General features: G+C 58.8%; 13 protein-coding genes. 10 read left to right on the top strand and 3 right to left on the bottom strand.

Annotation, left to right across the window (positions count from 1 at the left end):
* Positions 1-24: 24 nt before the first annotated feature.
* The 5 genes from ABTV29_RS19055 to ABTV29_RS19035 all read left to right on the top strand — a co-directional run bounded on the left by ABTV29_RS19055 (position 25) and on the right by ABTV29_RS19035 (position 5120).
* Positions 25-1515, top strand: coding sequence for a phospholipase D-like domain-containing protein (locus ABTV29_RS19055; RefSeq protein WP_433766240.1), 1491 nt, complete (start codon positions 25-27; stop codon positions 1513-1515).
* 540 nt (positions 1516-2055) lie between these two features.
* Positions 2056-2745 (top strand): hypothetical protein, encoded by a 690-nt coding sequence (locus ABTV29_RS19050; protein WP_433766239.1) that lies wholly within the window; start codon positions 2056-2058, stop codon positions 2743-2745.
* A gap of 109 nt (positions 2746-2854) precedes the next feature.
* Complete coding sequence (locus tag ABTV29_RS19045; protein ID WP_433766238.1) at positions 2855-3625, top strand: N-acetylmuramidase domain-containing protein; 771 nt, start codon at positions 2855-2857, stop codon at positions 3623-3625.
* Between the two features lie 375 nt (positions 3626-4000).
* A complete protein-coding gene (locus ABTV29_RS19040) occupies positions 4001-4753 on the top strand; it encodes a tetratricopeptide repeat protein (protein WP_433766237.1) in 753 nt (250 codons plus the stop codon).
* A gap of 142 nt (positions 4754-4895) precedes the next feature.
* Entirely contained in the window at positions 4896-5120 is a 225-nt protein-coding gene (locus ABTV29_RS19035; protein WP_433766236.1) for a hypothetical protein, read from the top strand.
* Between the two features lie 61 nt (positions 5121-5181).
* Here the strand turns inward: ABTV29_RS19035 and ABTV29_RS19030 are convergent, their stop codons facing one another.
* Together ABTV29_RS19030 and ABTV29_RS19025 are read right to left on the bottom strand one after the other, a co-directional pair.
* Positions 5182-5562, bottom strand: coding sequence for a VOC family protein (locus tag ABTV29_RS19030; protein ID WP_433766235.1), 381 nt, complete (start codon positions 5560-5562; stop codon positions 5182-5184).
* A 130-nt stretch (positions 5563-5692) separates the two neighbouring features.
* A complete protein-coding gene (locus ABTV29_RS19025; RefSeq protein ID WP_433766234.1) occupies positions 5693-6604 on the bottom strand; it encodes a LysR family transcriptional regulator in 912 nt (303 codons plus the stop codon).
* Positions 6605-6713: 109 nt separating this feature from the next.
* Here ABTV29_RS19025 and ABTV29_RS19020 point away from each other — a divergent pair, with 109 nt between their 5' ends.
* From ABTV29_RS19020 to ABTV29_RS19000, 5 genes are all read left to right on the top strand, one after another.
* On the top strand, positions 6714-7829 hold the full coding sequence (locus ABTV29_RS19020; RefSeq protein ID WP_433766233.1) for an alkene reductase: 1116 nt from the start codon (positions 6714-6716) through the stop codon (positions 7827-7829).
* On the top strand, positions 7817-8359 hold the full coding sequence (locus ABTV29_RS19015) for an ester cyclase (RefSeq protein WP_433766232.1): 543 nt from the start codon (positions 7817-7819) through the stop codon (positions 8357-8359). Before ABTV29_RS19020 ends, ABTV29_RS19015 begins: the two co-directional genes overlap by 13 nt.
* Before the next feature lie 38 nt (positions 8360-8397).
* Positions 8398-8739, top strand: coding sequence for a YciI family protein (locus tag ABTV29_RS19010; RefSeq protein ID WP_433766231.1), 342 nt, complete (start codon positions 8398-8400; stop codon positions 8737-8739).
* A 263-nt stretch (positions 8740-9002) separates the two neighbouring features.
* A complete protein-coding gene (locus ABTV29_RS19005) occupies positions 9003-9323 on the top strand; it encodes a hypothetical protein (protein ID WP_433766230.1) in 321 nt (106 codons plus the stop codon).
* Positions 9324-9627: 304 nt separating this feature from the next.
* On the top strand, positions 9628-11487 hold the full coding sequence (locus tag ABTV29_RS19000; protein ID WP_433766229.1) for an ABC transporter ATP-binding protein: 1860 nt from the start codon (positions 9628-9630) through the stop codon (positions 11485-11487).
* 215 nt (positions 11488-11702) lie between these two features.
* Here the strand turns inward: ABTV29_RS19000 and ABTV29_RS18995 are convergent, their stop codons facing one another.
* Positions 11703-12620, bottom strand: a complete 918-nt coding sequence (locus ABTV29_RS18995; RefSeq protein ID WP_433766228.1) for a bifunctional helix-turn-helix transcriptional regulator/GNAT family N-acetyltransferase — start codon at positions 12618-12620, stop codon at positions 11703-11705.
* Positions 12621-12786: the final 166 nt, after the last annotated feature.

Here is a 12786-nt window from a genome sequence, read left to right as displayed (position 1 = left end):
TACGACCCGGATCGGAGCCGCACCGTGAACGACGAATTCTTTCTTCCGCCGAACGATGGCGACCGAGTCTGGGAGAGCAAGCCCGGCAACGAGGTCACACTCTTCACCGACAATCGCAAGCTCTTCTACTCGGTGCTGGCCGACTTAAGTGGGGCCGACGGAGCGGACGACTTCGCGTACTTTGTTAACTGGTGGTGCGATGTCGACATTCCGCTGGGCGACCCGGCCGCGTCGCCGTCGCCGCCCTTGCTGCGTAGCGTGATGACCTTTATCTGCCGCGAGCGACCCGATCCAGCCGCGAACTCTTCGCAGCCGGTTCCGCAGACAATTATGGGCGCGCAGGTGTGTGGCATGATCTGGCGCCATAAGCGGCAGCACGACTTGGCCGGGTTGCCAGCAGGCATGCTCAGCTTACCGGTGTCGATTTTCGGCGACCCCTGGCTCGCGGCAATCAACACTGCGGCCATCAAGCACATTCGCAGTTGTTCAGCCAACTCGCTGGGTATTCTTGACGGCGAGCATCGGCTGTTCGGATCCCACCACCAGAAGTTCCTGGTCGTCAGGTCACGACGCGGTCTGGTCGCTTACGTCGGCAGCACCGACTTCAACGCCGACCGCATCTTCGCCCAAGGCGGCAAGGCGAAGAACCCGCCAACAGACCGCGGGGCGCCGCTGGAGGACGTGTCATGCCGGATCACTGGGCCAGTGTGCGCCGACGTGCTGAAGACCTTCGTCGACCGCTGGAAGTTGCATGATGATTCTAAGAACTTGGCCCTGCGGGGTGATGGCTACGCAGACCCGCAGATATCGGTCGGCAACGTGTCGGCGCAGGTCACTCACACCTACGGCGATGGCTACCCGTTCAAAGGTGGCGTGCGTTCCTGCGCCAATGCCTTACTGCGCATAATCCGCCTATCTTCGAAATATATCTATTTCGAAGACCAGTACCTCATCGGCACCAACGAGCTAGGCGCTGTGCTTCGCGATCGCCTGAACAGCAACGTCACCTTCACGGTGGTGGGCGTGATGTCACCCATCGAGGTTGTCGGAGACCTGCGCTGGCTGACGCAGCGCCGTTCCGACTTCTGGCGGCCATTGATTGCGGCCTTTCCAGGTCGGGTGATGATCTTCGAGATGCTCAACCTATCTCGCTCGCCGTCCGGCGACGGTAGCTATCTACATGCCAAACTCTCAATCTCGGACGACGCAGTGGCGATGGTTGGCTCGATGAATTTCAGCAACCGTTCGGCCACCCACGATAGCGAAATGATGGTCACGCTGACCGGCGACTCTAACGACGCCGACAAGCCCACTGCCATAGCCGCGCGGCTGCGCCTGCAGCGGTGGACGCGCCATCTCGGTGTGCGTCCTGGTGAGATCGAGTCCATTTCGGACGGTCTCGCCGCGTGGCGCAGGCCGCGCAGTACGGCCCTCGTGCGGGCGTGGGTACCTTCGGCCACGCCACTGTCGACTGTTCAGCGGCAAATCTACGAGCGCTTCTTCGATCCGGCCTGAACGGCCGGCTCGTCAAGACTCCACCCACGGATACACTCGCTAAACCTCGTCGCACCGATAGCGGTTGTCCATCAGATACAGCCATCCCCTTTACTAGGGCGTACAGCACCCGCTTGATACTCTGCCGTGGGCCCGCAGCGAGAAGGCGGCGGTAGCAATCGGACAGGCTCTTCATCCAGAGGTCAAGGGCCTTGAGGTCCGTTCGATCTTTGTCCATGACAGCATGAGGTGGCTGACCAGGGAGGGTAGCGTGTGTTCGCAGCGCAGAACGGTGAGTCTCTTCAGTGGGTCGGGTACGGGTATTTGACACTTCGAGCCGAAGTGAGCGTTTAACGCCTTGCACTCACATTCCGTCTGCATGAGTAAGTCTCGGAAGTTCTGGATAGGCGCATCAGCTCCTCTCCTGACGATCCGGAAGGCCGAACTGCGTTCCACCGAACGATTTTCGAGATTGTCTCCTCAGCGGCTGGAAGCAGACGGACTATCTATACAGGGTCGTTCTCTGCCGGTCATGGCCACGCAGCGTGATGGTCAAATCCGATGCAAATGATTGGTCAGGTCGAATGCAAATGGGTGGGCAAGTCTGTGCAATTACCCAAGCGGTTAAGGCTGCAAGGACCTATTCTGAATGGACTCGTTTTGTCTAACACTTTTTCCTCAGGGTATCCAATGCAACCATGGAATTCGCTGGAAATAGTTAAACTCATCGTCGGGATCTTGACGCCTTTGTCCGTTGCCGCCTTCGGATGGTTTATAAGCCGTCATCTAAAGCGCCTGGAATTTATTCAATGGTCAAATCAAAAGCTGACCGAGAAAAGAATAGCGATCTACGATTCCATAGCACCGTTACTCAACCAGCTTCTGTGCTTCTACACTTGGGTAGGTCAATGGAAGGAGGTTTCACCGGAAGAGGTCATCAAGGCCAAACGCGAACTGGACAGAATATTCAATATCTATCGCCACCTGTTTGATGACGAAATTTACGAGGCGTACCAATCTTATATTCATACTTTGTTCGAGACGTTCACTAGCCCGGGCCAAGATGCCAAGATCCGCTCCCACATTCAAGGAGCTTATGGAGACCGAACTAACGATTGCGCATACATGTGGAATCCAGCTTGGTCTCAGAAGTTTTCGACGGAAAATGTCGTAGAGAAAGCAGAAGTACGAAAGCAGTACTTTCGGCTTATGAACGCTCTGAGCTTATCGATGGGTGCCAAAAGGCAATGATTTTAACGCTCATGCCAGGGGGGCGGTAACTTCCGCTTTGAATCATCACAGGCGGAAGAAGCTGAAATGGCGCTTGCTAATAACGCTTTTACACAGAGAGGACTTCATCATGAACTTTAAAAGTAAAGGCCGCCCGCTAAGTGATGGAGGCATAGAGCGGATTTGCGACGCTTTGAGCGTTTTCGAACCAGAAATATGGGCAATACTGAGTGTTGAATCACAGGGTTTTGGTTTTTTGCAGGATCGACGACCAAAGATATTTTTTGAGCGTCATATTTTCCACCGCCTTACAGGTGGGGAGCACGATACGGGAGACTCAGATATCAGCAATCAAAACCCAGGAGGTTATATTGGAGGCCCAAGTGGATACCGACGCCTAGAGAAAGCGATGGAGCTTGAGCCGGGCGCCGCACTCCAAAGCACATCATGGGGTATCGGCCAAGTCATGGGTTTCAATTTCAAATCAGTTGGCTTCGCCACAGTAAATGATATGGTCGCCGCCATGGTGAAGGATGAGGACGCCCAATTGCTGGCCGTGGAAAACTTTATCAAAGAAAATAACCTGGCGGGTGAGCTGCAGCGCAAGAACTGGGCTGCTTTTACACGCGGCTACAACGTTCAGCACGATAAAAACGAGTATGACACGCGCCTGGCTGTTGCCTACGCTAAGTACAAGGTTGTTCACCCTGATTTAGCTTTGCGCACCGCACAAGCGGCATTGCTCTATCTTGGGATCGATCCTGGGCCAATCGATGGCTTACGCGGTCGTTGCACAACCTCGGCGGTGAAGCAGTTCCAAAATCAAGCTGAATTACCGGAAACCGGGGAGTTGGACCGCGACACCGAAAGCAAGCTGCTCGAGAAGGCATTCCCTGCCTAGGTTGTCCGTCATGAAGTAGCCTCACACCACTCGCATGCTCCCCCTTGTGACCATGACCTTAGCCGGAGCGTTGTTCGCGACAGTCAACTTCGGGTCACTTTTTTGCCTATCGCCATCGTCAGCTTTGGGTCGTTTGTTGCCCATCGTACAAGGCAGTAAGTCCGTGGATCACGGTCTTGGAGGCTGCCATCGAATTGACTTCGCTACCTGAGAGTGATTTTTGCTGTTGGACGCCGGTCAATACCCGCCTGGATGACTGGCCGGGAACTTCAAGGGGCTGGCCTGGTCGATGGGTACCCTGTATCGCAAATGCCGAGCGGCGCCGGGGTCTGTTTTGCGGCAGTGCCGTGCAAGATCAGTCGAGTCCGTCCCCTGATGCCAACCAAAAGTCTTGTACCGGGTCTCGTCCTGGTGTTGTGTGCCATCGCGTCCTTTGGTTCGGTTGCTGCCGAGCGAAGCGCTGCTGCCCAAAGTAACAGTGCATCAACCACCCTGATCGAAACCGCCTCGCGACAGTATGAAAACGGCCAGTTGGACCAGGCTGCCGCCACGCTGGAGCGAGCCCTGCATATCCAGCCGAACAATCCAGCGACGCTGCATTACCTCGGTGTATTGCGGCTTCAGCAGGGGCAGTACCAACAGGCTGAAACCCTGGCGGCGCGTTCGAACCTGCGGGTTGGGAGCAACCTTGCGTTGCGCAACCGCAACTTCCAGTTGATCCAGGCGGCGCAGCAGGCACAGGCGTCAAACAAACCACCCAAGGCCGGCGAGCCACTTGTTGCCGTTCAGGAGGGGCTGGAAGAAGAGGTTAAAAGGAGCCGTGAAGCAGAGGCAGCGGCTGCCGGGAATGCCTCCCCGAACAGGGTGCGCGAGACGGGCGCCTTGACGCTCGAACAGGCACCACAGGCAGCGACCCCGGCTACGGCTGACAGTCCACCTCCCGAGCCGAACCTGCAAATGGCCGCCATCCAGCCGGAGCCGGTGGAGATTCCTCGGGGTCATTGGCCGCCGCCGGGCAAATGCCGGATCTGGTTCCCGGATCGCCCGCCGGGGCATCAGCCTAAACCCGGGAAGTGCAAGAAGCTGAGGGATCGGGTTCCGCCAGGAGCCTACCTGGTGCGCGGGTGAGCAAGGCTCGACCCTCCATTGTCTGTAATTTGCTGCGGAATCATTGAGTTACTCGATGGTCATAGCCATGGCTGAACCTTGCCCGAATGCAAATTTCGCGTCGGCATAACCCTTCGATACCACCCACTTTCAGAGCATTTCCATGAATCGCGCAGTCATCATGATCCTGGCCATTTTCAGTTCCTTGCTGTTGGGGGGCTGCGGTCCCCATTGGGACGATGGAGAAAGGTACGGCCGGTATCACGACCATGATCATCGGCGTGGGTACGACCAGCGGGATGACGACGATCGTGGTTATGACCATCGATATGATCGTGGCGACTATGATCGCGATCACCGTCGTTACCGTGATCGCGATGATGACTGATGCATCCAGCGTCCCTGATCGCTGAAACGTAGAGCTCGCTCGCAACAGTGCAGCCCTGTGCTCACGGTAGTGATGCCGTCGCGATAATTTCAACGGTGATGCCTGGGGCAATTGCTACCCAGAGCTGGAAGTCGCTGCCGTCGTTGGGCGTATTGACGTGGTATTCGATGCCGTGGGCTCTCACGCGGTCCAGTGCGGCGCGCCACTCGTCGAGGTCGGCGACGCGTAATGCAATGTGGTCGATGCGAGGCGACATTCTCTGTGCGGGTAAACCGCCTGTGGCCTGGGTGAGATGAATCAGCGGTCGGCCCTGGCTGTAAAGCCAGGCGCCCGGCACGCGAAAGTCAGGGCGGTCCCCCTTTGTGAATCCAAGCACGTCGGTGAAAAAGCCAACGGTTTTGTCGAGATCCGCGATGACGATGTTTGCGTGATCCAGATGCATGAGGATGCCCTGTGATGCCTATGAAGTGAGTTCATTGTGCAAATCAGGCATGCATTTGAAAATTCTGCTGGCTGTTGATGGATTATCAAAAATATTGGAAATATCCACGTCACCTGTCGCATGAGTGGCTTTAAAGGGCCATCTCCCGCGAGGCTTGTTCGAACCGTTCGCCCAAAAAGTCCAGTAATGCCCGTACCCGTGGCGCCAGGTAGCGGCTGCGGGGGTAAAGCGCGTGCACGGGAGCCTCGACCGACTGCCATTCGGGCAACACCAGACTCAAGCGTCCCGCCGCCAGGTCAGCGCTCACGTCCCAGATCGATTTGAGGACGATGCCGTGGCCATCGATCGCCCATTGGCGGGCCAGCGCGCCGTCGTTGGTTTCACGCGCAGCCTCCAGGGGCACCTTGAACAGCATCGTTTCTTCCCCACGATGCAAGCGCCATTCGCTGGACCACCCCGACTGACCGGCGACAATGTGGTCGAACTCGTCCAGCTGGTGCGGATGACCGGGCGTGCCCTTGCGCTGCAGATAGCCCGGCGCGGCGCACAGGACGCGGCGATTGGCGGCCAGTGGCCGTGCGATCAACGAGCTGTCAGGCGGCACACCGAAGCGGATCACGAGGTCGATATCGTCGGCGATCAGGTGCGAAAGCGAATCGGACAGCAGCAGTGCAGGCACGACCTGGGGATAGCGGGCGGTGAACTCATCCAGCCAGGGGTTCAACACATGACGGCCGAAATCCGAAGTGGCGGATATCCGGATCTTGCCGCGAATTTCCTTTTTTTCCACCGACAGCGCCGCTCGCGCATCGTCCAGCGCCTGCAAGGCCTGACGGCAATGTTGCAGATAAATCCGCCCCTCATCGGTCAGGCGTAACTGGCGCGTGGTGCGTTCGAACAGGCGGGTGGCGAGCGACGCTTCGAGCTTGAGCAAGCGGGCACTGGCGGCGGCTGGCGACAGACCCAGCTTGCGTCCCGCAGCCGAGAGCCCGCCGAGTTGGGCTGCTTCGACAAACAGGCGGATGGCTTCCAGGTTATCCATCATTCTTCCAGTATTTTTGAAAATCCATCAAAGACTAGCCTAATTATCAAATTGCATCGCCGATTGCAGACTGAGCCCATCCACTTTCAGCGGCCCAGGAACTCACACCATGACCACGTTATTTACCCCCATCAACTTCGCAGGCCTGAATGCCCCTCACCGGGTAGTGATGGCGCCCATGACCCGGGCGCGCAGCAGCCAGCCCGGCGACATCCCCAACAGCCTCAATGCGCAGTACTACGCGCAGCGCGCATCGGCGGCATTGATCGTGACGGAGGCGACGCAAATTTCCCCGCAGGGCAAGGGTTATTCCTTTACGCCCGGCATCCACGATGAAGCGCAAGTACAAGGCTGGCAGGGCGTGACCCGGGCGGTGCATGCCGAGGGCGGTCGAATCTTCCTGCAGCTGTGGCACGTCGGGCGCTTGTCTCATCCGGACTTCCATCAAGGCGAACTGCCGGTGGCGCCGTCCGCTGAACCCTTTGAAGGGCAAATCTGGAAAGTCGACCCGGTCACTGGACTGGGCGCGATGTTCGATTCCCCGACGCCCCGGGCGCTGACCCGCACCGAGATTGCGCAGATCGTCGACGACTTTCGCCAGGCCGCGCGCCGGGCGATGCGTGCCGGCTTCGATGGTGTGGAGATCCATGGCGCCAACGGTTATCTGGTGGATCAGTTCCTGCGCACCACGTCAAACACGCGGACCGATGAATATGGCGGCTCGCGCAGCAATCGCCTGCGCTTTCTAAAGGAAGTGGTCGACGCGGTCAGCGATGAAGTCGGGGCCGAACGTACGGCCATTCGCCTGGCACCGTTTCTGACCGCCCGTGGCATGGCCTGCCCGGACATCCTCCCGACCATCCTCGAAGCGGCCGAATACCTGCAGGACAAAGGCATCGGCTACCTGCATCTGGTCGAAGCGGACTGGGATGATGCGCCGGTGTTCACCGAGTCGTTCCGTCAGGCGATTCGCCAACGTTTCACGCGCCCGATCATCGTCGCCGGCAACTACGATCGGGCTCGCGCCGAGTGGGTCATCGACAAGGGTTATGCCGACCTCGTGGCGTTCGGCAGGCCCTTTGTGGCCAACCCCGATTTGCCACTGCGCCTGGCACAAGACCTTCCAATGGCCGCCCTTGATCCCGCGACGCTGTTCGGCGGCACTGCCCAGGGCTACAGCGATTACCCCGCCATCACCACAGGAGAAGCCCAATGCGCTCGTTGATCACTGGCCTGCTGGCCGCCGCTGTCACTGCTACGATCGTTGGCCAGCCTGCGGTCGCCGCCGAGCCCGCGCTGGTCACGCCCAAAGTGCTGATTGCCGATCCCGGCGCCAAACCTGAACAGGTCCAGGCGCAGACCCTCCCGGCACGGCGTTACGCAACGTTCTGGTCAACCGGCAATCCCGCTTTGGCCCAAGAGGCACTGGCGCCCGATTTCATGGACCGCGCCTTGCCCCCCGGTCGAGCCCAAGGTGTCGAAGGCCCTCTGGCGGCATCCGCGGCTTTCCATGCGGCGGTGCCCGACCTGAATTGCGAAGTCCAGCAGATGATCGTCAGTGGCGATCGGGTGGTGTCGCATCTACGCTTCACCGGGCACTTCACCGGCACGTTCAACGGCGTGAAAGGAAAGGGCCAGGCGGTGAATTTCATTGCCACCGACATCTACCGCATCGTCGACGGCAGGATTGCCGAAAACTGGCACCTGGAAGACAACCTGACATTCCTGCAGCAGATCGGGGTTGTTGCTCGTTGAATGAACGTCCGACATCCATCTGCAACGGAAACAACCCCATGGCCAAGTACCTGATCTCCTTTCCCAGTGCAGCGATGGTCGTGCCGCAAGAGGAGTTGCAAGCGGTGGGCAGGGACGCGCAGGCCGTGATCGAAGAGGCGAAGTCCGCTGGCGTCTACGTCTTCGCTGGCGGCATCGACGAAAGCGTTGCGCCCGCCCTCGTTTCGGCCGACGGCGCAGTCGCCGAGGGCGGCTACCCTTGGGGGCCTGCGCTCAATGGTGGCTTCACCGTACTCGAACTGCCTTCGCGCGATGAGGCTGTCGCATGGGCCGCGCGGATCGCGAGGGCCTGTCGCTGCGACCAGGAATTGCGCGTCTTTGGGTTTGACCCGGCGTCTTGAGAGTATTCGTGTAGCTGTGTGTGTTCATTCAGGCGAGTGCAGCGGGCGCTGGTGTAGCTGATTGAGCGGCATCTCGACAAGACGGTGAAGTTCTGCCGGAGCCTGGCAAGGTGTTGCCGCACTCACTGATCGGGATGCGCCTGCTTGTAGATTGAAATTCCGCAATTTGCCCATTCCATGGGGTTTTCTCAAAGTGAACGAGTTGGCTTGAAGCTTGCGTTATAAATTTCGCTAATCATTTATTAACCGCAGAGGCTTCTTGAATGAACATCAACGGATCGTTCGGCAATCACACCTACTACGCTGGCGCCAAACGCCAGAAAATCATCGACGAGAATCAACTGACTACGCAGGACGTTTTGCCCGCCAAGTCTCCAAAGTCTGCAGCCACGTCCGCTACGGCTGCGGAGTCCGACGCATTTGCGTCGAACTTCAATGAGGCAGTTGCCAAGGCAAAAATTCGCGTTGTGAACGCTCAACCCGTACGCCTGATGTCGAAGGCCGAGGTGGAAACCAGACTCCAGAATGCTTTGACCGGCGATAAAGTAGACAGGATTGACGAATCGAAAATCATCGCCGGTTAACGATCCAGCACGCTTAAACACGACCTCCGTCAACTTCCGAATGAACCTGGTGTGCATCACGATAGGCGAAGCCGTGTGCGCCATGCCCTTGATGATGTTGATCCGGGTGAGTTCGGCGCTTGACCTGACGCCTTCGCAGGCAAGCCACGCTCCCACAGGTTTTTGTGCCATTCACGCATCCCGTGGACGCCTCGGGAATCTGTGGGGGCGGGCAAGTTGAATCGTCGAACCCTTGTCCCGCAAAAACCTCAAAGCAACCGTTAAATGGCAGAATCTCCCTCACATGACCATTCAGGAGATCACAATGCTTCGTGTGTTTGAACGAAGACTCGACCCTTTCCCACCCGATGAGTTACCCCCGCCACCCGCTGGCCTGGGGCGGTTTCTCTGGGCCTGCACGCGGGGCGCGCGGGGTTACATTCTTGTGTTTGCGCTGCTCAGCGCCAGCGTGTCGATCTACGAAGCCTGGCTGTTTTCCTTTCTCGGGCAGGTCGTGGACCTGCTGTCGACCTGGCAGGCGGGCGGCGATGCGCAGGGGCAGGAACGTCGTGTGCTGTGGGGGATCGGCATCGTCCTGGTATCGAGCATCGGGCTGGTGGCGCTGCGTACCATGGTGCAGCACCAGGTCCTGGCGATTAACTTGCCGCTGCGACTGCGCTGGGACTTCCATCGCCTGATGCTGCGCCAAAGCCTTTCTTTCTTTTCCGATGAGTTTTCCGGTCGGGTCACGACCAAGGTGATGCAAACGGCACTGGCGGTGCGCGAAGTGCTGTTCACCGTCATCGAGATCGCACCCGGCATAGGGGTTTATTTCATTGCGATCATCGCTTTGGCCGGCGGCTTCGCCCTGAAGCTGATGCTGCCGTTCATTGTCTGGATTGCCTTGTTCGGCCTGGCCATGCTGTATTTTGTGCCGCGCCTGGGGCAGGTCGGCCAGGAACAGGCCCATGCGCGGTCGTCGATGACCGGTCGCGTGTCGGACGCCTACACCAACATCACCACCGTGAAACTGTTTTCGCACTCCAAGCGCGAGGCGCACTTTGCGCGCGCGGCGATGGAGGATTTCAAACATACCGGCTTTCGCCAGATGCGCCTGGTCAGCCAGTTCGAGATCGTCAATCAGGCCCTGGTGGTCGGGCTGATCATGGGCTCCGGCGGCTTTGCCCTGTGGCTGTGGCACCAGGGCGAGGTCGGCACGGGCGCCGTGGCGGCGATCACCGCCATGGCGCTGCGTATCAATGGCATGTCGCACTGGATCATGTGGCAAATGACATCGCTGTTCGAAAGCATCGGCACGATTCAGGACGGCATGGCGACCCTGACCCGTGGCCCCAAGGTGCAGGATGCGCCAAACGCCGGCGTGCTGGTGCCCGCTGGCGGCGCGGTGAGCTTTGACAAGGTGCGCTTCAACTACAACGGTGAACGCCAGGTACTCGATGGCTTGAGCCTGGACATCCGCCCGGGAGAAAAAATCGGCCTGGTGGGGCGCTCCGGTGCCGGCAAATCCACCTTGATCAACCTGCTGCTGCGCTTCTACGACGTGGACAGCGGTGAGATCCGCATCGACGGGCAAAACATTGCTCAAGTGACCCAGGACAGCCTGCGCAGCGCCATCGGCATGGTCACTCAGGATACCTCTCTGTTGCACCGCTCCATTCGCGACAACATCGCCTACGGCCGCCCGGAGGCGACCGATGCGCAAGTGCGCCAGGCCGCCGCCAACGCCCAGGCCGACGGATTCATCAACCAATTGAGAGACCCGCAAGGCCACAGCGGCTACGACACACTGGTGGGGGAGCGTGGTATCAAGCTCTCGGGCGGCCAGCGCCAACGCATCGCCATCGCTCGGGTGATGCTCAAGAACGCCCCGATCCTGCTGCTGGACGAGGCGACCAGCGCCCTCGATTCGGAAGTCGAGGTCGCCATCCAGGAAAGCCTCGATGAAATGATGCAGGGCAAGACCGTCATCGCCATCGCCCATCGGCTGTCCACGATCGCGGCCATGGACCGGCTGATTGTCATGGATGACGGACGCATCATCGAACAGGGTACCCACGCCGAACTGCTCAGGAAGAACGGCACCTATGCGCGGCTCTGGCAGCACCAGAGTGGCGGGTTTCTGGGTGAGGATCAGGGGGTGGCCGAGGCGATGGATCAGGCGTGAGTTGAGCGGGGTGCTCGCGATCAGGGTGTCAGGCCAGGCGGATGTCGACTGACCTGACGCCTTCGCGGGCAAGCCACGCTCCCACAGGTTTCGTGTCGATCACACTATTTGCGTACGACACAACGCCCTGTGGGAGCGTGGCTTGCCCGCGAAGGGGCCGGTACATTCAACACCACTGCTGACTGACCAGACACTCCCAAGGATCTGCTTCACCCTTACAAATCCCGCATCCAGGTTTCGCTCACCAGGTCTTTGCCGAAGCTGTGTATCGGCTCTTCTTCGATCAATTGGAAACCGGCCTTCTGATACAGCCTGCGTGCGTCGGACAAGATGCTGGTTGTCCAAAGCATCATCTTTTCGTAACCGGCATGACGGGCGAAGGACAGGCATTCCTCGATCAACCGGTTGCCGATGCCCAGGCCTCTCGCAGAAGCGTCCACGTACAGCATTCTCAACTTGGCGGTCTTTGCGTCGTGCCTCACCACAAAAATCGAGCCGACGACTATCCCGTCCTTTTCCGCGATCCAGCAGCGCTCGCAAGTCCGATCGAACTCTCTGAGAAACCGGGCGACTATCTCGGCCACCAGCGCTTCGAATTCCGAATTCCAGCCATATTCGCGGGTATAGAGCGCTGCCTGCTGCTGGACGACGATGCCCATGTCGCCGGCTTGAGGATCACGCAGCAGGTAGGAGCTGGTTCTGTCGCCGAGCAGTTGCTGGACCTGCTTCATGGCCTGGACCAAATGATCCTGCTGAGGCTCCGGCAGCCGCTGCAGCATGGCGCTGACTGCGTGCCGGGAGGCTTGCTCCAGCCTCTCCAATACCTCTCGACCCGTATCGGTGAGCCTCAACTCGGAGGCTCGTGCATCGCTGGCCGAACGGGTTTTCTCGATCAGCTTTTTCTTCTCGAATCCGTTGATGATCCGGCTGAGATAACCGGCATTCAGGCCTAGCAGCAAACAGAGGTCGGCACTGGTCAGGGCCGAGCGCGCGCCCAACTCGAAGAGAATCCGGCTTTCCGTCAGTGAGAATTCGGCCTGATTGAGGTGCTCCTGCAGCACGCCGATCTGCTGTGTGTAGAAGCGATTGAAGAGGCGAACCGTCTCGACGCGGTCACTGGGTGGGGTGGTCATGAGAGCCTCAATATTGGTTGCCTAAAGCAACTATTTATTTGCTTGAAGCAACTATGTCAATCGATTTTCTCTTGCCCGGTAGCAAACCGCTCGGCAAAAACGCAGATCGCCAGTCAAATGCAAATGAGAAGCCCTATCAAAGTTTAATCTTCTGGTATACCATGCG

It is taken from the genome of Pseudomonas putida (assembly GCF_050989985.1).
Classification (GTDB): domain Bacteria; phylum Pseudomonadota; class Gammaproteobacteria; order Pseudomonadales; family Pseudomonadaceae; genus Aquipseudomonas; species Aquipseudomonas putida_AI.
Note: the sequence above shows the minus strand (reverse complement) of the source record. Positions and strands in the feature narration are given on the sequence as shown.

Coding starts and splice junctions, on each gene's coding strand:
- ABTV29_RS19045 (WP_433766238.1), top strand. CDS start 2,855: ATGAACTTTAAAAGTAAAGGCCGCCCGCTAAGTGATGGAGGCATAGAG.
- ABTV29_RS19030 (WP_433766235.1), bottom strand. CDS start 5,562: ATGCATCTGGATCACGCAAACATCGTCATCGCGGATCTCGACAAAACC.
- ABTV29_RS18995 (WP_433766228.1), bottom strand. CDS start 12,620: ATGACCACCCCACCCAGTGACCGCGTCGAGACGGTTCGCCTCTTCAAT.
- ABTV29_RS19015 (WP_433766232.1), top strand. CDS start 7,817: ATGCGCTCGTTGATCACTGGCCTGCTGGCCGCCGCTGTCACTGCTACG.
- ABTV29_RS19010 (WP_433766231.1), top strand. CDS start 8,398: ATGGCCAAGTACCTGATCTCCTTTCCCAGTGCAGCGATGGTCGTGCCG.
- ABTV29_RS19050 (WP_433766239.1), top strand. CDS start 2,056: ATGCAAATGATTGGTCAGGTCGAATGCAAATGGGTGGGCAAGTCTGTG.
- ABTV29_RS19020 (WP_433766233.1), top strand. CDS start 6,714: ATGACCACGTTATTTACCCCCATCAACTTCGCAGGCCTGAATGCCCCT.
- ABTV29_RS19025 (WP_433766234.1), bottom strand. CDS start 6,604: ATGGATAACCTGGAAGCCATCCGCCTGTTTGTCGAAGCAGCCCAACTC.
- ABTV29_RS19035 (WP_433766236.1), top strand. CDS start 4,896: ATGAATCGCGCAGTCATCATGATCCTGGCCATTTTCAGTTCCTTGCTG.
- ABTV29_RS19040 (WP_433766237.1), top strand. CDS start 4,001: ATGCCAACCAAAAGTCTTGTACCGGGTCTCGTCCTGGTGTTGTGTGCC.
- ABTV29_RS19005 (WP_433766230.1), top strand. CDS start 9,003: ATGAACATCAACGGATCGTTCGGCAATCACACCTACTACGCTGGCGCC.
- ABTV29_RS19000 (WP_433766229.1), top strand. CDS start 9,628: ATGCTTCGTGTGTTTGAACGAAGACTCGACCCTTTCCCACCCGATGAG.